This is a genomic window from Microbacterium aurantiacum (genome assembly GCF_002872075.1).
Classification (GTDB): Bacteria; Actinomycetota; Actinomycetes; order Actinomycetales; family Microbacteriaceae; genus Microbacterium; species Microbacterium aurantiacum_A.
The window spans coordinates 1-22,895 of record NZ_PGGU01000003.1; the positions used below are offsets into that span (position 1 = coordinate 1).

Annotated in this window: 31 protein-coding genes; 6 read left to right on the forward strand and 25 right to left on the reverse strand. The window is 66.0% G+C overall.

The window, feature by feature from the left end; genetic code table 11:
* Positions 1 to 83: 83 nt before the first annotated feature.
* The 5 genes from CUR96_RS01325 to CUR96_RS01345 all read right to left on the reverse strand — a co-directional run bounded on the left by CUR96_RS01325 (position 84) and on the right by CUR96_RS01345 (position 5,808).
* Positions 84 to 1,304: a phage major capsid protein gene (locus tag CUR96_RS01325; protein WP_102191504.1), complete on the reverse strand. Its 1,221-nt coding sequence runs from the start codon at positions 1,302 to 1,304 to the stop codon at positions 84 to 86.
* A gap of 63 nt (positions 1,305 to 1,367) precedes the next feature.
* Complete coding sequence (locus CUR96_RS01330; RefSeq protein ID WP_102191505.1) at positions 1,368 to 1,958, reverse strand: HK97 family phage prohead protease; 591 nt, start codon at positions 1,956 to 1,958, stop codon at positions 1,368 to 1,370.
* On the reverse strand, positions 1,955 to 3,850 hold the full coding sequence (locus CUR96_RS01335; RefSeq protein ID WP_102191506.1) for a phage portal protein: 1,896 nt from the start codon (positions 3,848 to 3,850) through the stop codon (positions 1,955 to 1,957). Before CUR96_RS01335 ends, CUR96_RS01330 begins: the two co-directional genes overlap by 4 nt.
* Entirely contained in the window at positions 3,843 to 5,321 is a 1,479-nt protein-coding gene (locus tag CUR96_RS01340; RefSeq protein WP_102191507.1) for a hypothetical protein, read from the reverse strand. The genes CUR96_RS01335 and CUR96_RS01340 overlap by 8 nt, the downstream gene beginning before the upstream one ends.
* Positions 5,322 to 5,334: 13 nt before the next feature.
* A complete protein-coding gene (locus CUR96_RS01345) occupies positions 5,335 to 5,808 on the reverse strand; it encodes a hypothetical protein (RefSeq protein ID WP_102191508.1) in 474 nt (157 codons plus the stop codon).
* 219 nt (positions 5,809 to 6,027) lie between these two features.
* On the opposite strand from CUR96_RS01345, the gene CUR96_RS01350 reads away from it, so the two are divergent.
* Entirely contained in the window at positions 6,028 to 6,534 is a 507-nt protein-coding gene (locus CUR96_RS01350; RefSeq protein WP_102191509.1) for a hypothetical protein, read from the forward strand.
* A 9-nt stretch (positions 6,535 to 6,543) separates the two neighbouring features.
* Here the strand turns inward: CUR96_RS01350 and CUR96_RS01355 are convergent, their stop codons facing one another.
* Both CUR96_RS01355 and CUR96_RS01360 read right to left on the reverse strand, forming a co-directional pair.
* Positions 6,544 to 6,786: a LysM peptidoglycan-binding domain-containing protein gene (locus CUR96_RS01355; protein WP_102191510.1), complete on the reverse strand. Its 243-nt coding sequence runs from the start codon at positions 6,784 to 6,786 to the stop codon at positions 6,544 to 6,546.
* Between the two features lie 18 nt (positions 6,787 to 6,804).
* A complete protein-coding gene (locus CUR96_RS01360; protein WP_102191511.1) occupies positions 6,805 to 7,107 on the reverse strand; it encodes an HNH endonuclease in 303 nt (100 codons plus the stop codon).
* 71 nt (positions 7,108 to 7,178) lie between these two features.
* Between CUR96_RS01360 and CUR96_RS01365 the strand changes: the two genes are divergently transcribed.
* Positions 7,179 to 7,412, forward strand: coding sequence for a DUF2188 domain-containing protein (locus tag CUR96_RS01365; RefSeq protein WP_146008104.1), 234 nt, complete (start codon positions 7,179 to 7,181; stop codon positions 7,410 to 7,412).
* A gap of 371 nt (positions 7,413 to 7,783) precedes the next feature.
* On the opposite strand, the gene CUR96_RS01370 is transcribed toward CUR96_RS01365, so the two are convergent.
* From CUR96_RS01370 to CUR96_RS01420, 10 genes are all read right to left on the reverse strand, one after another.
* Positions 7,784 to 8,410: a hypothetical protein gene (locus CUR96_RS01370; protein ID WP_102191513.1), complete on the reverse strand. Its 627-nt coding sequence runs from the start codon at positions 8,408 to 8,410 to the stop codon at positions 7,784 to 7,786.
* Positions 8,411 to 8,469: 59 nt separating this feature from the next.
* On the reverse strand, positions 8,470 to 8,670 hold the full coding sequence (locus tag CUR96_RS01375) for a helix-turn-helix domain-containing protein (RefSeq protein WP_102191514.1): 201 nt from the start codon (positions 8,668 to 8,670) through the stop codon (positions 8,470 to 8,472).
* Positions 8,667 to 9,608 (reverse strand): hypothetical protein, encoded by a 942-nt coding sequence (locus CUR96_RS01380; RefSeq protein WP_219721944.1) that lies wholly within the window; start codon positions 9,606 to 9,608, stop codon positions 8,667 to 8,669. Before CUR96_RS01380 ends, CUR96_RS01375 begins: the two co-directional genes overlap by 4 nt.
* Positions 9,601 to 10,023, reverse strand: coding sequence for a hypothetical protein (locus tag CUR96_RS01385; protein ID WP_102191516.1), 423 nt, complete (start codon positions 10,021 to 10,023; stop codon positions 9,601 to 9,603). Before CUR96_RS01385 ends, CUR96_RS01380 begins: the two co-directional genes overlap by 8 nt.
* Complete coding sequence (locus tag CUR96_RS01390; protein ID WP_102191517.1) at positions 10,007 to 10,477, reverse strand: single-stranded DNA-binding protein; 471 nt, start codon at positions 10,475 to 10,477, stop codon at positions 10,007 to 10,009. The genes CUR96_RS01385 and CUR96_RS01390 overlap by 17 nt, the downstream gene beginning before the upstream one ends.
* On the reverse strand, positions 10,477 to 10,773 hold the full coding sequence (locus CUR96_RS01395) for a hypothetical protein (protein ID WP_102191518.1): 297 nt from the start codon (positions 10,771 to 10,773) through the stop codon (positions 10,477 to 10,479). The genes CUR96_RS01390 and CUR96_RS01395 overlap by 1 nt, the downstream gene beginning before the upstream one ends.
* Positions 10,774 to 10,929: 156 nt before the next feature.
* Positions 10,930 to 11,610 carry a hypothetical protein gene (locus CUR96_RS01400; protein ID WP_219721945.1) on the reverse strand — a complete coding sequence of 227 codons (681 nt, stop codon included), beginning with the start codon at positions 11,608 to 11,610 and terminating at the stop codon, positions 10,930 to 10,932.
* Positions 11,611 to 11,937: 327 nt separating this feature from the next.
* Positions 11,938 to 12,192, reverse strand: a complete 255-nt coding sequence (locus CUR96_RS01410; protein ID WP_102191520.1) for a hypothetical protein — start codon at positions 12,190 to 12,192, stop codon at positions 11,938 to 11,940.
* Positions 12,189 to 12,491 (reverse strand): hypothetical protein, encoded by a 303-nt coding sequence (locus CUR96_RS01415; protein WP_102191521.1) that lies wholly within the window; start codon positions 12,489 to 12,491, stop codon positions 12,189 to 12,191. The genes CUR96_RS01410 and CUR96_RS01415 overlap by 4 nt, the downstream gene beginning before the upstream one ends.
* A complete protein-coding gene (locus CUR96_RS01420; RefSeq protein WP_102191522.1) occupies positions 12,488 to 12,892 on the reverse strand; it encodes a hypothetical protein in 405 nt (134 codons plus the stop codon). Before CUR96_RS01420 ends, CUR96_RS01415 begins: the two co-directional genes overlap by 4 nt.
* A 309-nt stretch (positions 12,893 to 13,201) precedes the next feature.
* On the opposite strand from CUR96_RS01420, the gene CUR96_RS18530 reads away from it, so the two are divergent.
* Positions 13,202 to 13,375 (forward strand): hypothetical protein, encoded by a 174-nt coding sequence (locus tag CUR96_RS18530; protein WP_180968902.1) that lies wholly within the window; start codon positions 13,202 to 13,204, stop codon positions 13,373 to 13,375.
* Between the two features lie 13 nt (positions 13,376 to 13,388).
* On the opposite strand, the gene CUR96_RS01430 is transcribed toward CUR96_RS18530, so the two are convergent.
* From CUR96_RS01430 to CUR96_RS01455, 6 genes are all read right to left on the reverse strand, one after another.
* Positions 13,389 to 13,823, reverse strand: coding sequence for a hypothetical protein (locus CUR96_RS01430; protein ID WP_102191524.1), 435 nt, complete (start codon positions 13,821 to 13,823; stop codon positions 13,389 to 13,391).
* The gene (locus tag CUR96_RS01435; protein ID WP_102191525.1) at positions 13,820 to 14,581 is read right to left on the reverse strand and encodes a hypothetical protein; all 762 of its coding nucleotides are present in this window, start codon (positions 14,579 to 14,581) and stop codon (positions 13,820 to 13,822) included. The genes CUR96_RS01430 and CUR96_RS01435 overlap by 4 nt, the downstream gene beginning before the upstream one ends.
* Entirely contained in the window at positions 14,574 to 15,548 is a 975-nt protein-coding gene (locus tag CUR96_RS01440) for a hypothetical protein (protein WP_102191526.1), read from the reverse strand. Before CUR96_RS01440 ends, CUR96_RS01435 begins: the two co-directional genes overlap by 8 nt.
* Complete coding sequence (locus CUR96_RS01445; RefSeq protein ID WP_146008106.1) at positions 15,545 to 15,838, reverse strand: hypothetical protein; 294 nt, start codon at positions 15,836 to 15,838, stop codon at positions 15,545 to 15,547. Before CUR96_RS01445 ends, CUR96_RS01440 begins: the two co-directional genes overlap by 4 nt.
* Before the next feature lie 64 nt (positions 15,839 to 15,902).
* Entirely contained in the window at positions 15,903 to 16,649 is a 747-nt protein-coding gene (locus CUR96_RS01450) for a BRO family protein (RefSeq protein WP_219721946.1), read from the reverse strand.
* Positions 16,650 to 16,896: 247 nt separating this feature from the next.
* Entirely contained in the window at positions 16,897 to 17,175 is a 279-nt protein-coding gene (locus CUR96_RS01455) for a hypothetical protein (protein WP_102191528.1), read from the reverse strand.
* Positions 17,176 to 17,261: 86 nt separating this feature from the next.
* Here CUR96_RS01455 and CUR96_RS01460 point away from each other — a divergent pair, with 86 nt between their 5' ends.
* From CUR96_RS01460 to CUR96_RS18730, 3 genes are all read left to right on the forward strand, one after another.
* Complete coding sequence (locus tag CUR96_RS01460; RefSeq protein WP_102191529.1) at positions 17,262 to 17,609, forward strand: hypothetical protein; 348 nt, start codon at positions 17,262 to 17,264, stop codon at positions 17,607 to 17,609.
* A 25-nt stretch (positions 17,610 to 17,634) separates the two neighbouring features.
* Positions 17,635 to 18,072 carry an ImmA/IrrE family metallo-endopeptidase gene (locus tag CUR96_RS01465; RefSeq protein WP_102191530.1) on the forward strand — a complete coding sequence of 146 codons (438 nt, stop codon included), beginning with the start codon at positions 17,635 to 17,637 and terminating at the stop codon, positions 18,070 to 18,072.
* A 397-nt stretch (positions 18,073 to 18,469) separates the two neighbouring features.
* A complete protein-coding gene (locus CUR96_RS18730) occupies positions 18,470 to 19,174 on the forward strand; it encodes a tyrosine-type recombinase/integrase (RefSeq protein ID WP_245861055.1) in 705 nt (234 codons plus the stop codon).
* Between the two features lie 595 nt (positions 19,175 to 19,769).
* Here the strand turns inward: CUR96_RS18730 and nrdF are convergent.
* Complete coding sequence (nrdF, locus tag CUR96_RS01480) at positions 19,770 to 20,750, reverse strand: class 1b ribonucleoside-diphosphate reductase subunit beta (protein ID WP_102191533.1); 981 nt, start codon at positions 20,748 to 20,750, stop codon at positions 19,770 to 19,772.
* A gap of 31 nt (positions 20,751 to 20,781) precedes the next feature.
* Positions 20,782 to 22,881, reverse strand: a complete 2,100-nt coding sequence (nrdE, locus tag CUR96_RS01485; RefSeq protein WP_102191556.1) for a class 1b ribonucleoside-diphosphate reductase subunit alpha — start codon at positions 22,879 to 22,881, stop codon at positions 20,782 to 20,784.
* Positions 22,882 to 22,895 lie beyond the last annotated feature (14 nt).

Consider the following 22,895-nt stretch of genomic DNA (forward strand, 5'->3'; position numbering starts at 1 on the left):
GGCATCGGTCGCTCCCGTCGTTGAAAGTGTGAGGGGGTGGCGGCGGCCGGTGGTACCGGCCGCCGCCGTGGGGATACCTGAGGTCAGGCAGCCTTCGTCTTCAGCAGCTTCAGCGCCTCGGGACGCACGACGTCGCCGCCGACACGCATCCGGAACTTGAAGCCGATGAAACCGTCCTCGGAGTAGAGCTCCTCGAGACGCTTCACCGTGATGCCGAGCCGGTCGTACACGCGGTAGCCGGCCTGGATGTCACCGAATGCCGCGATGGCCTTGTCGGCCGCGATCGACGCAATGTCCTCCTGGTTGTGGAGGGCGTAGCCGAGGAAGGTGTTCGGTCGGCCGGCCTGCACCGACGGCTGCCAGAGGTACTGGCCGTTGCCGTCCTTGATGGTCGACAGGAACAGTTCGTTCACCGACGACATGAGGAAGGAGCCGTTCTTGCGGAACTGCGCCGGGACGGCGTAGATCAGCGACTTCATGTCGTCGACGAACTTCACCGGCGCGTTGGCGGCGGTGCTCGAGTAGTCGGTCGCGCCCGAGACGATGCTCGTCACGCCGCCGGCCGTCGAGAAGATGCCGACCGGCTGGTGGACGGTGTGGCCGACGCCGACGGTGAACGCGGTGTCCTCCGCTTCGCCGGCGGACCGGGCGAAGCTGTCGCGGACGAACGCCTCGAGGTTCACGTCCGAGTCGTCGAACTCGTCTTCACCGATCTTCGCGAGACCGTAGAGATCCTCGATGTAGGTCCACTCCTCCTCGGGGGTGGAGGGCATCGAGTCGGTGAGGTTCTGCTCGTTCGTCTCGAGCTTGCCCCAGCCGGTGGCGACCTCGTCGAGCGAGCGGCGACGAACGCGGTTGCTCGAGGTCGGGCGGGCGCTGGCGAGACCGCGGATCACGCTCAGCTTGGGGACCGAGCGCATGATCTCGGCCTCGAGATCCTCGGGAACGAGGATCTCGCCGGCCGGGTTCTCGACGAGGGCGCGCTGCTCCTGCGTCATCGCGGCGCCGCGGACGTAGCGCAGGAACGCGGAGCGGCGCTCCGTGGTGCGCGCCTCCGCACCGCCGGCACCGGGCTCGCGGGTGTTGCCGTTGACGGGATCACCCATCTCGGCGTTGCGACGCTCCTGCGCCTCCTGACGCTCGATGCGCTCGGAGAGATCGCGGAACTCGGACTCGCCGCGGTCGTACGACTGGCGCTCCTCCGCGTTCAGGTTGCGGTTCTCGGTCTCGGCGGTCTCGGTGATCGCTCGCATCGCGTCGACGGTGCGAGCACGCTCCTGGCGGAGCTCGACAGAGGTGGACATAGCCACACTCCCTTCCTTTGTTGGGGTGGTGTCCCGCACCGTTCGGACGGGCACGCTTGGGGTTCAGATCTGGGACAGCAGTTCCATCTCGTGCAGGCGATGCTTCGCCCGCTCGAGTGGGTATCCGGCGGCCGCGGCGATGCGCTCGCTCGCGATCGATCGGAGTTCGGCGGATGTCTGGGTGTACGCCGGGTAGGTGACGACGGAGACATCGCCACCGTCGAAGTCGAATTCGCGCACCTCGTGCAGCGAGCCCGACCACCCGTCCGAGACGATCCAGAACCCGAACGACATCTGAGTGATGTCGCGGCGCTCGAGCGAGATCGCGAGGTCTCGGGCGTACGTGACATCCGCCATGTCCGCATCGACGAGGACACCCTCGGAGTCCTCGGTCAGCCGCAGCGTTCCCGAGCTCGTGCGACCGAGCAGCAGGTTCGCGTCGTGGTTGATGAGGAACCGGACGTCCGGGTTCGCGGCGAGGGTGCGCGTCGCCGCTCCCGGCTTGACGACCTCCTGCCAGCCGCCGAAGTCTTCGGAAAGCTGGTCATAGACGACGGCGCGTCCGGTGAAGTGCAGACGCTGTTCGTCGTCACTCGCGGCGCGGATCTGGATGTCGGAGAGCGGGAACAGGCGACGCTCAAAGGTGCGGGTCATGGCGACTCCTTGTATTCGAATTCGAGGACGCAGGTGCATCCGTGGGTTTCGTTTCCGCCGGCGACATCCCGCGGCCACATGACGCCGTTGGAGAACGGCTCACCGATCGCGACGACTTCGCCGCGCATCGACTCGTGCTGGTCGCCGTGGTCAACCCACCGCTTCTCGGCGGCGCCGGCCTGCGACGCACCTTCGAAGCGAGCGAACGATCCGACGATGTCTACGATCCGTCGCGCCGCGCCGGCAGCGCGGGCGGCGGCGTCACGGAAGATGTCGAAGACCTCCACGTCGTCGGGTTCGATGGCCAGCAGTCCGGCGAAGGTGACACCGTTGAACTCCCGTGCGTGGTGCAGCGCTGCCGCCGCAATCCAGGTCTCGACGGTTGCCGGCATGAACACCTCGCCGCGGGTTGCGGCTTCGCGAGCTCCGATGTCCGTGACAGTTGCGCCGATGATGGGCGCGATCTTCTCGGCGAGCAACTCATCCCAGACGGCACGGTCGCTCTCGGTGTACGGCTCGCCGATGATGGCCGTCCTCTGTTCGAAGACGAACGTCGCGAGTGCTTCGCCCAGCTTGGTCACCCATGCTGGTGCGTCATCGCTCGCGGTGCGACGTGCCGGCGCGATGGCGCGGAACGCGGTCGGTTGTAGTTGCGCGATGTGCACAGGCGGCAGCCCGTCGCGCTGCAGCGGGAGCGCCCCGGCGGGGACCATGTTGGTCGGCTCGAGGTACGTGTCGCCGTTGTCGATCGGCGGTTGATCCTCGAATGCGCGGATGTCGTTCGCGGAGTAGTAGCCCCACTGTCGACCGGTGGCATACGCGGCAGCCTGCGCCGCGGTGTCGCCACGCATCCGCCCCTTCGGGTCGAACTTCAGCCGCATCTCCGGGTCGTCGAACAGACGCTGCGTGACGCTCTGCAGGCGGGTGATCGGCGGGAGCAACGCGTCCTGCACGAACTCGATACCGAGATGCTCGATGTTCGAGAACGTGGCGTGCTCGAGGTCGCCAATCTTGTGCGGCGGGACGCCGTACATCGATGCGATCTTGCCTTCGGCGAGCTTGTAGATCTGCAGGAACTGCGCGTCCGCCGGGGACAGCGAGACGCGTTCGAGCTTCGCGCCACCTTCGAACACGGCGATCTGATGCGAGTTCTCGAATCCCTGGTGCCGGTCCTCCATCTGGTCGACGAGGCGGTTCCACTGGGTATCCGAGAGGTTGCCGGACGTGGTGAGCACGGTCTCCGGGGTCGCGTCGCGCTCGAAGAATCCGCCGACATAGGCGGTCGCGGCGACCGAGATCCCGACCTGCTGGCGGGCGACACCGATCGGAGAGAGCGCCTCGGGTCCGGTGCCGAACCAGCGGTAGTGCAGGATCTCGAGGTGCGTGGCCACGTAGCCGGCCTCGACCGGCAGCCACGTCTCCTTACCGTCGTGGCTGAGCCGGTAGGAGAGTTCCCCGGTCTCGGTGCGCAGCACCTTCACGTCGGTCGGCGGGACCGGCCACAGGGCGATGACCTCGCCGGCGCCGTTGCGGTGAATGTAGACGTACGAGTTACCGCGGATCAGCAGCCACGTCACGATGATGCGCCAGAACTCGGCGGCATCCATCACCGGATTCGGCTGCACGGTGAGCAGGTAGACGAGCGTCTTGTACTTCGGCGACGGCGGCACCCGGTCACGACCACGGCGGACGACGACCGAGATCGGCAATCCGCTGATGGCCTCGGCGACCAGGCGCACCGACGTCAGCACGGCCATGACCTGCAGCGACTGCTCCGGCGTCACCAGGACGCCGGCAGAGGTGCGGCTGCCACGCAGCGACGGGAGGCGTGACTGCGAACGGGTGACCAGAGTGCGCCACGCGCTCTTGACTCGGTCGGTGAACTTACCCACGCTTCCTCCTTCTGAGTGTGCGGACCTGAGGTTCCGGCGTCTTGGGCGGGTTCTTCAGGAGCCACAGCGCACCGGCGACCGCGGACAGCGGCGATGCGTCGTGCGCTGAAGCGGACCGGTCGATGACGAATGCATCGGCGAGCTTCTTGAGCACTGCGTTCTGTGCGGCGACTTCGAGCAGCGGCTGATGCCGATGCCGAAGCTTCTGCAGGTTCACGCCGTCCAGCAGCAGGCCCGTCGCGCGGCCGAGGTCGGGGCCGCCCCACGGGGTGACCTCGAGGCCGGCCTCTTCGAACTCGCCGATCAGCGAGGACACCGGGGCGCCGTTCGTCTGGAAGGTGATCCCCGCCGGTGTGAACGTGCGGTCCGTCGAGGTGAGCCACGGGACGATCCAGTCGGTCCCGGGCAGGCTCTGCATGATGCCGACGTGGATGAAACCATCGGCGCGCTTGGCCGCGAATCCGATGTGCGCAAGCTGGCGATCGTGCGAGACCTCGATGCAGACGTACACGTCGCCGCCGTCGGCGCGCTTCGACAGCCGGTCAAGCCCCTTCTGCCACATGCCCTGCTGGAACGGGCCGCCCGTCGTCGAGTCGACGAAGATGTTCGCGACCTCGGACTCGAACACCGGCCGCGGGTCCGACACCCAGTAGGCGGCGAGGTTCTCCTGCGGCAGGTTGTAGTTCATCGAGGGGTTGGAGTACGCCCACGCCTCGGGAGTGTCCAGCGGCATCCCCGGCGGAGGCGACCACCAGAACAGGCCGATCGTCGTGCCGTCGTCGTTCGCCTCGATCGCGTCCATCGCCTGTTTATGCAGGAACCGTTGAACGACCGCCTCGAGATCGCCGGCGTTCGCGGCGGCGATCAACTGCGAGCGGCGCCGCGCGGCCGTGGTCTTCGACAGTGCAGACCACGCTTTGAACGTCTTGTGCTTGAGGATCTCATCGACGAAGACGAGATCGAACGTCAGGCCGCGGCCGCCGTTGTCGGCCGAGTCGACCCAGTACTGCTGGCCGCCGGTGAGCTCGAACCAGAGTTCACCGTTCGTGTTCGAGAACCCGGCGCGCTCCTGCTTCAATTCGGGGATCGCGTCGATGATCTTCTGCGCGTGCTTCCACGTCTTCTTAGCCGTGGCGAGCTTCTGCGCGACGCCGAGGATCTGGGCGTCGCCGTCGACGAACATGCGGAACAGGATCAGTAGCGCCGCGATGAACGTCTTGCCGTTCTGGCGGGCGACCCACAGCAGGATCGTCTTGAACCGGTATGAGCCATCAGGATTGAGCTCGAGCGCGTGGATCAGGAGCCAGCGCTGCCACGGGTTCAGCTTCGGCGCGAGCTCGGCGTGCTGAGTGCCGGCGAGCTTGGTGTGCAGCCACTCGGCGAAGTGGATCGCCGCATAGCCGGCGGACGTCTGCGGTGTGAGCGGACGACGCGGCGGAGTGAAGACCCGCGGGCACTCGTGACCGAGCACCCGCGGAGGCGCGCTACGCCTTCTTGCGGCGCGAGGGGCGGCTGCGCGCTTCCGGGTCGTCGTCGATGCCACCGGTCTCCCCCTGGTAGAACTTGAGGCGCATCTCGTCGAGCTCGTTGCGCTCCTTCGGCTTCGTGGCGGCGACCAGCTTGTCGACCTGCTCGTCGTACTTCGCCGAGATCGAGGCGCGCTGCGGCAGCGCCGACACCGTGTCGAGGTCGCGGGCGAGGGTCTTCAGCAGCGCGACGCGCGGCTTCTGAGTGGTCGGAATCGTGAGCTCGGCGAGGAGCTCGTTCAGCGCGTCGACGTTGACGGTCGACGTGACAGGCGGCGCGTCTCCTGTCACACCCGGCGTCACACCGTCGACGCCGGCGGACGGGCCGATCTGCGGGAGCGCCGTGAGGGTCGGCTTCTCCTGCTTTGCCGCGCGATACCGGGCCTGACGCTCACGGTCGCGCTTGCGCTTCTCCTCGGGAGTGAGAGCCACGGGAACCACCTCCCGCGGGGGTGTGACATGTGACAGCCGGGGCCGGAGGGGGACAGATCACCCCCGGTGCGATGCGGAGCCCCCACGGCTAGGGATTTGACCCCCCCTACCCCTGCCGGACGAACCGATCGCCATCGATGAGATGCTGACCGTATGGAACGCGAGTGGTACGCAGCAGGTCTTGCTCGACAGGCGCGGCTAGACAGAGCCCGAGGCGTGGTGACCAAGGCTGCCACTGAGCTCAATCACGCGCTCGGAGGAATAGTCGATCTAACCGGGTTCCCCGTTCGCGCCGACCAGACGCTCGGGAAGCGACTGCGTGGGTTCACGCTCGCTGACCTTGAGGACATCCTGCCGCCCGACGCTCAAGCGGACATTGCGGACTCGGTCGGGCTCGTTGCCGAATACCGGAACCGAATCGAGCACGATCAGTGGACGACGCTGCAGCCCCTGCGAGACGAACCGAATTCCGAGCCAGTGCGAGGCATCGGCGAGATCAGCTACATCGATACGACCCTGCCTGCGATCGAGTTGCTCGCAGAGGTCTACGCGACGCTGGCCGATCTCGCGGAATCTCTCTACTCGGATCTAGTCGCGCAGCAAATGCTCGAGCGGGTCGCCTACGAGACTGGCCGGGAGGCCGCGCGTGAGATCGGGCGAGCGGTGTCGCGCATCACCTCTCAGCCCGATCCGCGATGGCGCTGGATAGATCATGGCCGCCCGTAGACGCGAGGGTTAGCGCACCCGAAGAGGCATCCCAGGCCAGACGAGCTCGGGCCGCTTGATTGCGTTGAGTCGCTGCAGGTACGAGACCGGGACATCGAACGCGCCGGCGATCTCGTTGAGTGTCTCGCCGTCCTGCACGACGTGGAAGCCGTCGGACGCCTCGAGGTGAGCCTCGGCCGGCGCAGTCGACTCCTCGGGCGACTCCGGGCGCTCGGCGGTCGCTTCCTGCTTCAGGCTGTTGCGTGTGGACATGATGCCTCCTCTGATCGGTCACCAGACCTCGGACGGATCGCCGAGGGCGGGGCGGGCGTCGTTGGCGCCCTTGTTCTCGTTGCAGCGCTTGTGCGAAGGCTGGCCGTTCGATGGGTCGTCGGCGAGCTCCGGATACGTCTTGATCGACTTGATGTGGTCGTACGCGAACGACCACGGATCCGTGTACACGAGATCGCAATCGATCACGTTCCCGCACAGGGCGCACGGCAGGTTGTGCTCACGGGTCAACTGCTTCAGCTCGGTGCGGTTCTTCCGATGCGCGGCGGTCGTCCGCCCCGGAATACCTGCAGCCACGATCATGCTCCGCTCCGTCCGCCCAAACGTCCCCGCGGGCGGTTATCCTGACCTCCACACGAGGAGAGGGGGTGAACATGGGAAGCGACGAATACAACGTCTACAAGGACGGCGATAGCTGGGTCGGCAAACGTCAGGACGGACAGCGAGCAACCGTCCGCAACGACACACAGCAGGGCGCGTACGACGCTCTGCGCGACCGGCTGGCGTCCGGCAGCGGCGGCGAGATCAGCGTGCACGGCACGAACGGACAAGTACGGTACAAGAACACGATTGACCCGAAGCAGGATCCGCCATCGAGCAAGGGATGAGCGTCGGGCGGTCGGCCAAAGTCGACCGACCGCCCTTCGACGCCCGTCACAACGCCGTGAAGACTGCGCCCCGCCGCCCATCACCGCTCAAGTGTGCGCATCATGCGACATACCCGGTGCTGCTCGCTCGCCGGTCCCGATCGAGCGGGCAGCGGGAGGTCATGGCAGCGGCGGTCGCTCTGCTGAGGGTGTGAGCGTGTGGCGGCGGGGCGAGACCCGGCGGCTGAGCCGACGGAGCCTAGAACGACGAAAGCCCCGCCGGATCGGCGAGGCTTCAGTCACAGTTCAAGTGCAAGCACAGCTTAACACATCAGTGGGAAGGGTTTGAAGAGTTTCTGGCTAATACGCGTCTCGCACGTCACCGTCTCAAGTCAAGAGGAGGCTCGGCGTCCTGTTCTCGTAATCTTCTCGTCTTGAAGCAAGATCTCAGCGGCGGCGTTCTCGCGCTCATCTGAAACGCGTGCGAACCGGTCCCAGAAGCGCTCGCCATCGATCAGTCGCTGTGATTTGGGAAGCAAAGACTCGGCTGCGTCGAGGGACAAGAGTGCTGCTTGATATCCGCGACGTGCGTCGCGGACGCGCTTGTCGCGCTTGCGGATGCTCTCCGCGTCCGCCGCGTCAGCGAGATCGGCAGCTTCAACCAAGGCCTCGACGGTGAAAGTCAGTAGATGTCGAACCAGGAATGTCTCGTTCGTGAACTTCAGGCTGGCGTCTCGCACCTCGACAATCGGCGCGAGCATCTGGAGCTCCGCATTGCACGACCTCGCCTGCCTCGTCAGGCGGTCCTTCGTCAGCGATTCGCTCTCCCCCAAGCGCTCCACTCCGCCCTCAAGCCGACTCCGGAGAATGTTCATGTCGGGCACGGCCCGAGAGGCCACCACTGCCCGCTCACTGCGGCGCTTGAGCAGTTCTCCTACGAACGGAACGATCGTCGCAACAACCAGCAACGCCGTAACAACCACGAGGCCCCACGTGGCCGCAACAATTGGATCTTCCACGCGCTCCTCCTAGACGTCGGTGATAACTCGACACCCTAGCGGCAAGTAGGACGGTCGTCTTACGGACTTGCGACGTCCTTGTTCTTGCGAGGGCGCCCGACCCTGCCTCGCATGGTGCGCTCGGCGGCGAGAACCGCATCGCGTTGGAATCGGCCCGGGACGGGCGACTTCAGCACGCCGGCGTCGACCCAGTTCCGGATCGTGCGCTCCGTGCGGCCCGCGACATCCGCGGCCTCCGACAACGTCAGCCAGATCTTCATGCGGCCTCTCCCCTCTTCTGTGCCGCCACGGCGAGCACGTCGTCCTGCCAGTACCGGCCGAGCTGCGGCGCGAGAAGGTTCTGCGTCACCCAGCCACGGACCGTGCCCGTGGTGCGCTCCACAAGGCGTGCGGCGTCCGCGAGGGTCAGCCAGCGCGGGTCATGCGGTCGCACCTCAGCCGGCGTCGGATCAGCGAACACGGACGCCCACAGGCCGCCGTCATCTTTCGAGTTTGCCTCCCAGTCGCAGCCCTCCGTCGTGCAGCGGTAGCGGGACGGGCGACCGTTGCTGCCAGGCTGCACGCGCACCGACATCAGGTCGCACTTCGGGCATGCGGCCTGCGCCCAGCGCGGGGCGTCCTCGAGCGGCCAACGGACCGCGGCATCCGCGACCGTCCACACGTCCGGGGCATCCTTGTGCACGACCATCACGCCCTCGCAGAGCGCTCCGACCTGATCGAAATCGTTCGCCAGGCGGCCGAGCTCATCCAGGATCACATCGACGGCGAGCTGCACCACCGCGTGCGCGGCATCCGCCATCGCCCCGGCCGGGAGGCCAGCACCAGGCCGGTCTTCCCCCGCGACGTGGTTCGCCCACATGTTCAGAGTCGTGGTGATGTCATTCGACGCGTCGATGAGGTCAGCGGCCACCGGTGCCGGGATCTCGATAGCCGAAGACTGCACGCGGATGCGATCGAACACAGCAGCCTTCGTCGGGTCAGCGATCGAGCGGAGGTGACCGACGATGTCGGCGGCATCCTCGAGGTGCCGGCGAAGGCGGCGGAAGCAACGCTCGCACAACAGCACGCCGTCGCGCGCCTCGACGGCCACGCATCCCGTGCACGGGAATTGCCCCGTGTAGTCCGGTCGGCGCCGGGCGCAGGCCGCATAGTGCTCGTCGCGGACCACACAGCCACGGATGCAGTAGCGATCAGACATCGTGCGTCCCCATCCTCTCGAGATAGTCCTTCTGCCACGGCACGAGCGGGGCGCCGAGCGCCGCCTCTTCGACCCGTCGCGGCTCGGAAGCCTCGAAACGACAGAGGCCGGCGGCAATGTGCCTGACGGCGGCACGGCCGTCTGTCACCTGCCCCCCGATACCGCGACCACCCTTCGAGAGTGCGACGGCAGTGCGGACCCGGTATTCAAGCTCGTCGGAGAGGCGCACGATCATCGCTTCCCGCTCGTCGCCGGCCGGAGCGTGCGCCTTCTCGAACACTTCGGCAGCGACCTCGGCGATCTTCCGAACCATCTGGGAGTACTGCTGCTCGCTCTGCGGCCCGAAACCGCCGTCGTAAGCCTCGTCGGTGATCGCGACCTCGAGCGCGTCGATCAGGTCAGAACGGAGTGTCATCGCCGAACCTTCCCGTCCAGTCGCCGGCCTGCGGCTCGGGCGCCCACTCCTCGTGAGCCGGGGCAGATGCTGCCGACGACTTGCCTGTGGCGGCCGCCCGCGACACCTGAGCAGTCGCGTAGCGCAGCGACGGACCGATCTCGTCGACCTCGAGCTCGATCGCGGTGCGCTGATTGCCCTCGCGGTCCTGATACGAGCGCTGACGAAGCCGGCCCTGCGCGATCACGCGCATGCCCTTCGTCAGCGACCCGGCGACGTGTTCGGCGAACTCGCGCCAGACCGACGCCCGGAGGAACAGCGCGTCGCCGTCCTTCCACTCATTCGCGGCACGGTCGAAGTTGCGCGGCGTCGAGGCGATGGTGAAGTTCGCCACCGGGAGGCCGTTCTGGGTGTACCGGAGTTCGGGGTCGGCGGTCAGATTGCCGACGACGGTGATTACTGTCTCGCCGGCCATCAGTTCGCCTCCTCGTTCGCGTCGGCGGCTTCGACCGTGATCGGGTGCGGGGTCGTCATGGTCTCGGGAATGACGACGATCGCCTCGGGAGCGAGCGGGGTGAATGCGGCCTTCGGGAGCTCGATGGTGAGTTTCACCTCGACCGTCCCCGCCTCGGGAAGTTGCGACCGCTTCTGCGTTGACCGGACGACCTTCGCCCTGAGGACCGATTCCGGCTTGGAGTGGTCGCCGATCCAGTGGGCGTATTCCGGCTGCACCTGCAGATAGACGGTGGCCCGGACTGTTTCGGTGCTCATGATGCTGTCCTCCTCTGAGCCGCGATCATTGCTTCGCGGCGGATCTTGTATGCGGTCTCTCGTGGTGTCTCGTCGGCCTCGGCCAATAGCCGGAGCCGGAATGCGCGGTCCTTCAAGAACCGCATCGCAGTCAGTGCGATAAAGCCGGCGAAGGCGTCAGAATGGATCACCGCCCCACCCCTCTCCGTCGTCTTGTGTCTGCTCGAATTCGGTCATCTGCTCGCCGTATCTGGCCTCCTGGACCCAGCGATCGTGCCGGCGGCGCGCTGTGCCGCAGGGTCCGCAGTCCTTGAATCGACCGTGCGGGTGATCGGGGCAACCGATGGGCGGCGCATCCAGCAACAGAGGTCGTGCTGGCTGACGGGGTGCCCGCTCCTGCTCGTCCGTCCACGCCGCCCACTGCCCGCCCCGCTCGGCCTGCTCGGCTCGCACCCTCTCGCCCGCCCGCTCCCTCGCTCCCCCCACAGCCGCGAACCTTCGCGAAGGCTCGCGATCCGGAGGCGGCGGGCAGTTCGACCAGGCGGTTCGGGCGTCCGTCTTCAGCGGTCGAGCGAGCGCAATCCACTCCGCCCCGGACTCGTCCCGATAGAGGTCGAGGAACCCGGACTCGACGAGCATCAGCAGATGATCGATCACGAGATCCGTCGCCGCCTCGCCCGGATAGATCGCCGCGGCCAGCAACTCCGGCACCATCTCGCGACGGCCGAGGCCGTCCGTGTGCAGCCACAGCCCGAGAGCCGTCGGCTTCGCGGCCATCGGCGCCCGCAGGTATCCCGGGAACTGCAGATCCTCCGCGCTGATCTTCCGTTGCACGCTCTTCGTTGACACCTTGGTCATTCCCTCTCGCGAATCCTTCGAAGCACAGATCGACGGCTAGCTGCAGGTGGTGCTCGTCGACCTCGAAACACTCGGTCCACCCGCGCCCCATGAACAGCAGGTCGCGCGCCTCGGCCTCGTTGCTGAACGCCTGCGGGAACCAGCGGCGCAGAGTGCGCAGCGCCTCGGCCTCCCACGTTCGATCCGTGCCGCGCGCGAGCACGACGACGTGCCCGCCCGAGCGCACCATCATCTGCACCCGGTTGAAGCGCCACGCGCGCCCCACCTTCAGCACCCCGGCCTCCGGCCAGTACACGATGTAGGTCATCGCGAATGTCAGCATCGCGCTCATCGCCGTCCCGCCTTCCGCGCGGGCACGACGACGCCGCGCGCCACCTTGTGCGCGTCGGTGGTCTTCGAGCAGAGACCGAACTGGTCGGTCTGGTTCACGATCTGGCCGCAGAGGCGGCAGGTCGGCTTGCCTTCGTGGATCATGTCGACGATGCGGAGCTCGCCGAGGGTGACCTCACGATCCGGCGCCCACGTCTTCTCCTCGACCGTGGAGAGGGACCGAGCGATCAACGTTTCGAGCGCGGCGCTCATGCCGCTTCTCCGATGAGCTCGGCTTCACGGTTGCGCTGCCACTGCTTCTCGAACATCGAGAACGTCACACGCGGATGCGTCGACCAGTGCTCGACGAGCTCCTCGGAGGCGTACGCGCGGGCGCGGGTCTCGTTACCCATGAACAGGGTGAACGGGTCGATCCCCTTCGCGCGGCCGCGGGCGTTCAGCATTGCGCCGTTGGTCGCCTCCTCGGCCGCCATGTACTGGACGTAGAGCGTCTCGTCGTACTCGGCGCGGCACTCGCGCCACGCATCGAAGGCGTCACTGATGAGGCTCACGGCGCCACCTGCTTCTGCCAGCGCATCCACTCGTCGCCGTAGACCGCGCATCCCATCTCCATCGCGACTGCGTAGGAGATCCGGATCCTGTTCAATCCCTCGAGGCGGAACCAGGCGTGATCCTTCCGGAAGAACACCGGCACTCGCTCGGGTGAGGTCACCCACGCGCGGACCTTCCAGCCGCGAGCGAGGGCGAGATCCTGCATCGCGTGCTCGCACCCGTTGTTGCAGGTTGCGCAGAGGGTGAGCCCGTCGACCGGAGCGGGGACGTTCTTCGACCCGCCCATGCCGACGCGGCGGCGGTGCTGGAACGTGAGCGCATCGACCGTGCAGCAGGAGGCGCACTGGTAGCCGTCACGGAAGTAGACGCCCGTGCGGGTCGCCGTCGTCGGATCAGCCATCACTTCACCCCCGATAGAGTGCGAGGCATGGACAGTGGATGGGCTGTAGTTCTGGGTGCGGTGATCGCCCTCGTCAGTAGCGCGGTCCTGCCGTGGATTCGGGAGGCGAGGGCCGCTCGACGCGCTGAGCGCTTGAGCACGAAGGTCGCTATGGAAGGCAGCATCCGAGCCGTCGTCCACGCGCTAACGTCGGCGTCGTTTGCGCAGCCGATGACTCGACCGGAGCGCGGGAAGATTGAGGTCGCGACGCAAGACACGCTCACCGAGTTCGAGCTACTCCTGAACGGACGCTCGCAGCCGATCGCCGTGATGCTTGACCTTGCCTTCCGCGACGCGACCAGCAAGGACGGGCGGCTCCGCTCCGTCGCTCGCGCAACGATTCCGCTCCTGCTCACTGGGTGGCATAGCGGCGTGTACTCGTCGTCGCAGGCGTACTCGTCGTACGTCGACGGACGCGAAGCCGCACTGCGAGTTCCCGAGTAATGAGTCTTGCGGTTCACCGGTGCTCTCCTCGGAAGTTGGCATTGAGGGACCGCAGGATCTCGATGTCCTCACTCAGCGACTTGCGACGCTCGCGGGCATACTCGAGAGCGAGCTCCGCTGTGTCGATCGCCTCCCACGCCTGGATCACTTCGGCGTCGCTCTCGGCGACGAGGCGGCGGGTCTCGGCATCGCGGCCTGCCGCGCGCTGACGGGCGTAGCCGCGGGCGATGATCAGATCGCGCTTCGCGTCCTTCACTGCCTTCGACCGTTCGGCGAGGACGGCGGGCGCGCGTGCGATCATCTTCCGCGCCATGATCAGCGCGCCGGCGCACTGCACCGGCGTCGGGAACAGGCCGAGCAGTTCGTCCTCGTTGAGGTCCGCGAGGTTCAGCGGCACGAGCTCGATCGCGGACGTCACGACCGTCCCGGTTTCCTCGTCGACGATCATCGCCGGCCGCCCTTCTTGCGAGCGGCGGCGCGGCGGCCCGCGCGGTTTTGCGGCGCGAGGTGATCGCGAGGCACGGCGCGAGGCGCTGCTCCCGGCTCGACATCCTCGACGTGATCGACCGGCCAGTCGGCGACTACTGCCTCAGGTTCCGGTGCCCAGGCGACGTCGAGGATCTCCCGCCGGCGGTCCTTCCAGAGGCGGTGCAGATCGGTGCCGGTCTTGTTGGGCGCGAAGCCCCGCACCGCGCGAATGGCGGTGTCGATCGCGTCTATCTGCTCGACGGTCTCGGCCGCCCTGATCTCGGCGGCGAAGTCACGACCGGGCTCGGCAGCCTGCGACGCCGGCGTCGCTGCCCGACGGACGCTGCCGCCGAGCAGCGGTGCGAGGATGTCAGCGAAGACGACCCGGTATCCGTGACGTTCGGCCTCCGATCCAAAGATGGTCATTGGCTTGCGGCCGCGGGTCGCGACCCACTCCCGCTCGGAAGCCGTGCGGGCCTCGTCGGCGCCCGCGATGATCTCGGCGTAGTCGGCCCAGCCGATGGTGACCTCTCGCGGTGCCTGGCCGCGGCGGGTGACGATCACGCGGGCGAAGTCGGGATGCGGGTGTTCCTCGTCACGGAGGAACACAGAGTCCCAAGCGCCGTCGCGGCCGGCACGGAAGTGCGGACCCTCGAACGCCTCGAGCTCGTTGGATGCCAGCACGGCGGCGCGAGCGGCCTCGACGGTGAACGACCTCTCCTCGATGAGCTCAGACACTCTCGACCTCCTGGAACTTCAGCGACGACGAGCGTCGGGACTGGGGATAGAACTTCTTGGCGGTGGCCTCGAGCACGGCGAGCTCGGTGCGGAGCTCCTGCGCGCGGGCGTGCACCTCGGGAGCGTTGTCCTTCCACGCGATCTCGTCGAGCGAGACCGTCTCGGACACGACGGACTGGAATCCTCCGTGCTCGCTCATGCCGACGGCGCCGAAGCGGGCAGCATGCGGGTACGCCTTGGCGATGGCGGCGGAGAGCTTCTCCTTCGCCGGCTTCTCGGCCTTCACGGCGGCGTCGAGTGCGACCTTCAGCGGCGCCCAGGCGGCGAGCGCCTCGGCGACGCCGTCGGGGATTAGGTCGACGTCGGGGCATCCGGCATCGCGCCATGCGAGGAAGTCGTCAGCGCGTTCGATGAGCCACGCGATCATGTCGTCGTCGCGCTCGACGGGAATCCAGGTCGCACCGCCGGCGGGCGGCATGTCGTCCTCGTCGCGGGTCTCGGTGCCGTAGAGGCCGTAGTCGGCGCCGAGCACGTAGATCTGCCACTGGATCTGCGCGAGGTGCTCGATCGGGATGCCGTCGCCCTTGTAGCCGTACTCGTGCGACTTCACCTCGACGACGACGAGGAGGCCATCGAGGGCGATCCCGATTCCGTCGGGGGTGGCGCGGTGCAGGTCGTTCTCGAGCGCGGCCCAGAGCGCGGCGTTCGGGGTGAGGTGCGCCATCCGCTCGGCGGCCTCGTCGAGCAGCGCTGCCTCGCGGGCGTGGCCGGCGGCCGTGGCCTTGTTGCCGCGGAACGTGGAGCCGTTCATCTTCGCCTCTACGATGCGGCGGCGGGCCTTCAGCGTGGCGCGGGCAACCGCCCACGCCTCGGAAGCGGTGACGCCCTCGCCACGCTCGAGCATCCAAACGGTGCGCGGCGCATCCTCCGGGACAACGAGGCGGGCGGCGGTGATCTGCGGAGTCATGAGTCCCTCCCGGGAGTGAAGGCGGCGACGAATATCGCGAGGATGATCAGGATCGAGAGTTCGGCGCCGTTCCATACGGGCGCGGCGGCGGCGATGCCGCACGGGATCGAGAGGCCGATCGCGGTGACGATGAGCACCCACCGCCACGGCGCGAGAGGCCAGATGCTGCGGCGCTGCGGGACGATGGGCGTCGTGTCGGTCGTCACGCGAATGTGCGTGGTCGCGGTGACTGGCGGGAAGAAGTCGTTCACCGCCGTAGCGATGTCGTCGGTATCCTGAACTTCAGGCATGTACGTGCCTTTCTCTTCTGGTGGGGCGCCCGGTGCAACGGGCGCCCTGCTTTCGTATGTGGGGTCAGTGAGACAGGGAGCCGGAGCCGAGGCGCACTCGGAGCCGCTCGAGGCCGCGCGCGGTGATCCGGACCTGCGGCGGTGACGGCACGAGCTCGCCGTCGGCGTCGCGGTGCGGCGGCTGCGCACGCTCCGCCATGTATCCGGAGTCGAGCGTCGACGCGTACGGCCGCCACCGGCGCTTTTCACCTCGATAGATCCACCGGATCTCGGCGAGGGACGCGAAGAGCCGGTCACGGCCCGTCGAGATTCCGGCGCGGGTCAGCAGCGCTGCGGCATCGGCGACCGCGTAGTCACCCTCGGCCGATGCCAACTCGTCCCACGCCTCAGCCTTCGGCGTCAGCACCTCGATCTGCTGGTGCGCTTCCGAGATCAGTTCGTTCGCCGCGGTGACCGCCCGCGCGAGCAACTGCTCACGCGACTCCGGCACGACGTAAGCACCGGATCGGCGAATGCTCGGCAACACCTCGTGCGTGATCCAGCGCTTGAACGCCCGGACGCCTGGCACGCGAGAACGAAGGATCGCGGAGAACAGGCCAGCCTCGCTGATGATCGTCGACTCCTGGACGCCGCCAGGGGTGTGCAGATTGCGCACCCCCTTCTCGTCCTCATCGAGCGTGCGAGTCATCGCCGACGTCGCCGAGTACCCGAGCACCATCGCTACGTCGACTGCGACGAACCACGGTTCGCCGTCGATCACGACCGTGCGGACCACGACGCCCTCGAAGTCGAACACCTCGAGCGCGCTCACGACTGCTCCTTCGTAGTGACGAGTGTCGAGCGCACGTAAGCGTCGATGTCAGCCCGCGCGTAGACCACTGTCTTTGCCGACGGTTTCGCATAGCGCGGCCCCTTACCTGCGTCGCGCATCCGCTGCAGCAAAGTCACGGTCATGCCGGGGACTCGCTCACACACTTCCGACGGAGACAGCCAGACTGCGGGTTCTGCGGAGGCGCTACCGCGCGGCTTCAGCGGGGTGACATTCCCCTGCCGCGCGCTCATGCCGCCGCCCGACGCATCTCGGCGGCGGCTTTCTGCTCCGGGGCCTCTGCGCGGTGCGCGATCTCTTCGAGGCTGAGGCCGAGCCAGGAGACGGCCCGAAAGAGTTCCACGAGGTTGAAGGTGGTCGATCCGTTGAGCCGCTTCCCCGCGGTGTGCTGGGTAATCCCGAGCACAAGGGCGAGTTCACTCGCGGTCTTCCGCTGGCGCGCCATCTCGGCGCGGATCTCGGCGGCGACGCTGAGTGCGGCTGCAGTCTCGGGTGTCTGCTTAGTCATACGGCCTATCGTGAATGACTAATCATTCGCTGTCAAGCTGATCATTCATCTTGACGAAAAATCATTCACCCGGCAGACTGATCCCCATGGACGATGAAGAACTCGCCAAGCGCTTCTCCGACGCCGTGGTGTCCGAGATCAAAGCCGAGATGGGCCGTCAGGATCTCTCCTCGCGCGGCCTCGCAAAGCTGATCGGTTCGAACCCGCAGTTCGTCTCGTCCCGTCTCGACGGAGGAAACCCGCGTACGGGCGAACGGGTCATCCTGAACATCCGAGACATCATCGTGATCGCCAGCGCCCTCGGCATGCCATGGGCAGAGTTGATGACCCGTGCCGAGAATGTCGCACGTCGCCAGGATGATTACGACCTGGTCGCCAACGAGTCGATCAACGAGTTCCCCGAAGGCAACGACGCGGATTTCGAATCCGCATGACCGCACTTCACCAAGGGAGACCCAGATGGACATCTGGAATCTTGCGTCCGATCTCGGCCTGACCGTCCGCGAGTATCGCGGCATCCACCGCAGCGGATACGCACCCGGGAACAACCAGATCGAACTCACGCCGGGGATGCGTGGCCGCATCCTCCGCGGGGTCATGTGCCATGAGATCGCCCATCACGTACTCGGGCACCGACCGACTGACTTCGGACTCATCCGAAAGCGCCAGGAGGCCGCCGCGAATGTCTGGGCGGCGCAGACGCTCATCACGCCGGAGGCGTACGCCGAAGCAGAGCACCACCGCGACGGCCACGTCACCGCGATGGCGATCGACCTGAACGTTCCGGACGAGCTCGTCGTCGTGTACCGCAGCACACTGCTCCGCACCGAAGGAACCGTCTACATCGACCCGCGCATGGGCACCGGGCAGTTCGCTCACCGCATCGAGGTGGGCTGAAATGGCTGGCTCAATCACGCCCTACGACACGGCTCGAGGGCGCCGATACAGGGTGCGATATCGGAAGCCTGACAAGTCTCAGACCGATAAACGCGGGTTCAAGACAAAGAAGGATGCCGAACTCTTCCTGGCCACCGTGACGCTCTCGAAAGCCAGGGGCGAGTACTTGGATCCCACCGAGGGCAGGAAGACGCTCGCCGCCTTTAAGGAGGCCTGGGAGGCGGAACGGCTTGCCCCGCTGAAGCCCTCGTCCCGGCACGCGATGGAGACCGCATGGCGTGTGCACGTCGAACCGCGCTGGGGGGGCCGTGAGATTGCCGGAATCAAGCGGACCGAGATTGCGAGTTGGGTCTCGGAACTCAGCAATGAGAAGTCCGCACAGACCGTGCGCCGCATCATGTTCGTGCTATCTGGCGTTCTGGCAATCGCTGCGCGTGAACACTCGATTCCCCGTAACCCGGCCGTCGGTGTGCAACTCCCCGCGAAGCGTAGGAAGTCACCCCGCTATCTGACACACGCCCAAGTCGCGACGCTTTCCGGGTGCGCCCGAAACGAAAGTGAGAGCGCACTCATCGAGCTATTCGCATATTCAGGGCCGCGGTGGGGTGAGGCTGTCGCGATCCGCGTCCGGCACCTCAACATGCTGCGCCGCCGGATCCGCATCGAGGACAACGCCGTCATCGTGAAGGGCGTCTACGAGATCGGCACACCGAAGTCAGGCGCCGCTCGGGAGATTCCGATCCCGCCGCACCTGGTGAACCGGATCGCGAGGCTCTGCGAGGCCAAGGGGCCGGACGCCTTCGTTTTCGGCGACGGCGCAGCACCGACCCCCTACCCTCACGCGACGAGCGGATGGTTCGTCGGAACAGTGCGACGCGCACGAGAGAAGGACCCGACGATCCCCGTGATCACGCCGCACGACCTCCGCCACACTGCAGCATCCCTCGCGGTCTCGTCTGGCGCCCACGTGAAAGCCGTGCAGCGGATGCTCGGACACGCCTCCGCGGCGATGACGCTCGACGTGTACGCCGACCTGTTCGACGACGATCTCGAGGCCGTGGCGCAGGCAATGAGCGCTGCGCGAGCGGCCGCCGTCTCGTGACACGCCACCGATCATGCAATGTTGCACAGGTGGGCATACCTGGAGGATGATCAGTGTTGTTCTCGTTGTGATCGACCGCAAGGGATCTGACCGCTAACGACAAAGACCCCCGACCGAAGTCGGGGGCCTGTGCCTTTCCTAGAGGTTCACTGGATCAAGCTGCTGCAACAGCTTCAACCAGATAGCGGTACGCGCATTCTCCCTTGCGGTCGATGCACGGCGGGAACGTAGCTCCGCGCTCGTGGCGCGTGACGACTCCGTACTGATCGGCCCAGTCTCCGTCGAACGGAACCCGCTGGCCCGTCTTCCAGGCCCCATCGGGCCCCTGCGGCATATGCATGGTCATACTCCTTCACCTCCTCTCCTCGTGAGCTCGTGCCGACGTCGGCACGACAACGAGGAAGGGTCCCCACAGATGCGTGAGGACCCTTCAGCCGGGTTGCCAAGGAGCGCGACGTCGCCGTCGCGCCGACTCCATGTCGATGACGCGTGGGCAAAACGTGGGCACGAGTGTCTCGTGCTTCACTCCGCTCGAGCGATAGTCCAGTGCTGCCCATCTTCACCTCCTGGCAAAATTCATGGATGATCTGGGCTTTCAGAAGTCCCAGTCGTCGTCTTCCGTGGCCTCGGCCTTGCCGATGACATACGACGAACCCGAACCGCTGAAGAAGTCGTGGTTCTCGTCGGCGTTCGGGGAGAGCGCCGAAAGGATCGCCGGGTTCACGTTCGTCACGGACGACGGGAACATCGCCTCGTAGCCGAGGTTCATCAGCGCCTTGTTGGCGTTGTAGTGCAGGAACTTCTTGACGTCCTCGGTCAGCCCGACGCCGTCGTAGAGGTCCTGCGTGTACTGCACCTCGTTGTCGTACAGCTCGTACAGCAGCGAGAAGGTGTAGTCCTTCAGCTCGTCGCGACGGGCCTGGTCGACCCGCTCGAGCCCCTTCTGGAACTTGTAGCCGATGTAGTACCCGTGCACGGCCTCGTCTCGGATGATGAGGCGGATGAGGTCGGCGGTGTTGGTGAGCTTGGCGCGGCTCGACCAGTGCATCGGCAGGTAGAAGCCCGAGTAGAACAGGAAGCTCTCCAGCAGGGTCGAGGCGACCTTGCGCTTGAGCGGGTCGTCGCCCTGGTAGTAGTCCATGACGATCTGAGCCTTCTTCTGAAGGTTCGGGTTCTCCACCGACCAGCGGAACGCCTCATCGATCTCCTTGGTCGACGCGAGCGTCGAGAAGATCGAGGAGTAGCTCTTGGCGTGCACCGACTCCATGAACGCGATGTTCGTGTAGACGGCCTCCTCGTGCGGGGTGATCGCGTCGGGGATCAGCGAGACGGCACCGACCGTGGCCTGCACCGTGTCGAGCAGCGTGAGTCCGGTGAAGACGCGCATGGTGAGCAGCTGCTCGTCGGACGTGAGGGTGTTCCACGACTGGATGTCGTTGGACAGCGGGATCTTCTCGGGCAACCAGAAGTTGTTCACGAGGCGGTTCCACACCTCCACATCCTTGTCGTCGTGGATGCGGTTCCAGTTGATCGCCTGCACGTGCTCGACCAGCTTGAGTCTTTCGGGAGGGGTCATCATCATTTCCTGTTCGAGAATCCCTGGAGCATCAGAGCATGCAGCTGACGCACTCGGACATGTCCGTGCCCTCGAGCGCCATCTGACGGAGGCGGATGTAGTAGATCGTCTTGATGCCCTTGCGCCATGCGTAGATCTGCGCCTTGTTGATGTCGCGCGTCGAGGCGGTGTCCTTGAAGAACAGCGTCAGGGACAGCCCCTGGTCGACGTGCTGCGTGGCGGCGGCGTACGTGTCGATGACCTTCTCGTAGCCGATCTCGTACGCGTCCTGGTAGTACTCCAGGTTGTCGTTCGTCATGAACGCCGCCGGGTAGTAGACGCGGCCGAGCTTGCCTTCCTTGCGGATCTCGATCTTCGACGCGATCGGGTGGATCGACGACGTCGAGTTGTTGATGTACGAGATCGACCCGGTCGGCGGCACCGCCTGCAGGTTCTGGTTGTAGATGCCGTGCTTCTGGATGGACGCCTTCAGCTGCGTCCAGTCCTCCTGCGTGGGGATGTGCTTGCCGGCGAAGAGTTCCTTGACCTTCTCGGTCTCGGGAACCCAGGCGCGCTCGATGTACTTGTCGAAGAACTCCCCCGACGCGTAGGTGGAGTCCTCGAAGCCGTCGAAGGCCTGCTTGCGCTCGATCGCGAGGTTGTTCGACGCGCGCAGCGCGTGGAACAGCACGGTGTAGAAGTAGATGTTCGTGAAGTCGATGCCCTCTTCGGACCCGTAGAACACGTGCTCACGAGCGAGGTAGCCGTGCAGGTTCATCTGCCCGAGGCCGATCGCGTGCGAGCGGTCGTTGCCGTCCTCGATCGAGCGCACCGACCCGATGTGGCTCTGGTCGCTCACCGCGGAGAGCGCCCGGATCGCCGTCTCGACGGTCTGGCCGAGGTCGTCGGCATCCATCGACAGCGCGATGTTCATCGAGCCGAGGTTGCAGGAGATGTCCTTGCCGATCTCCTTGTACGAGAGGTCCTCGTTGTAGGTGGTCGGCGTGTTCACCTGCAGGATCTCGCTGCAGAGGTTGGACATGTTGATCCGACCCTTGATCGGGTTGGCCTTGTTCACCGTGTCCTCGAACATGATGTACGGGTAGCCCGACTCGAACTGGATCTCGGCGACGGTCTGGAAGAACTCGCGTGCGTTGATCTTGGTCTTCTTGATGCGGGCGTCGTCGACCATCTCGCGGTACTTCTCGGTGACCGAGATGTCGCCGAAGGGCACGCCGTAGACCTTCTCGACGTCGTACGGCGAGAACAGGTACATGTCCTCGTCGTTCTTCGCGAGCTCGAACGTGATGTCGGGCACGACGACACCGAGCGAGAGGGTCTTGATGCGGATCTTCTCGTCGGCGTTCTCGCGCTTGGTGTCGAGGAAGCGCATGATGTCGGGGTGGTGCGCGTTGAGGTACACGGCTCCCGCGCCCTGGCGGGCGCCGAGCTGGTTGGCGTAGCTGAAGCTGTCTTCGAGGAGCTTCATCACCGGGATGATGCCGGAGGACTGGTTCTCGATCTGCTTGATCGGGGCGCCGGACTCGCGGATGTTCGAGAGCAGCAGCGCCACGCCGCCGCCGCGCTTGCTCAGCTGCAGAGCGGAGTTGATGCCGCGCGCGATCGACTCCATGTTGTCCTCGATGCGCAGCAGGAAGCAGCTGACGAGCTCGCCGCGCTGCGCCTTGCCGGAGTTGAGGAAGGTCGGAGTGGCCGGCTGGAAGCGACCCGAGATGATCTCCTCGACCAGGTTGACAGCGAGCTCCTCATCGCCGTCGGCCAGACCGAGAGCGGTCATCACGACGCGATCCTCGAACCGCTCCAGGTAGCGCTTGCCGTCGAAGGTCTTCAGCGTGTAGCTGGTGTAGTACTTGAAAGCGCCCAGGAACGTCGCGAAACGGAACTTCTTCGAGTAGGCGAGATCGTTGAGCTTCTGGATGAAGTCGAACGAGTACTTCTCGATGACCGAGCCCTCGTAGTACTCCTTCTCCACGAGGTAGTCCAGTCGCTCCTTGAGCGAGTGGAAGAACACCGTGTTCTGGTTCACATGCTGCAGGAAGTACTCGCGCGCGGCACGCTTGTCGGCGTCGAACTGGATCTTGCCGTCCGCGTCGTACAGATTGAGCATCGCGTTGAGCGCGTGGTAGTCCATGCCCTCGAATGCCG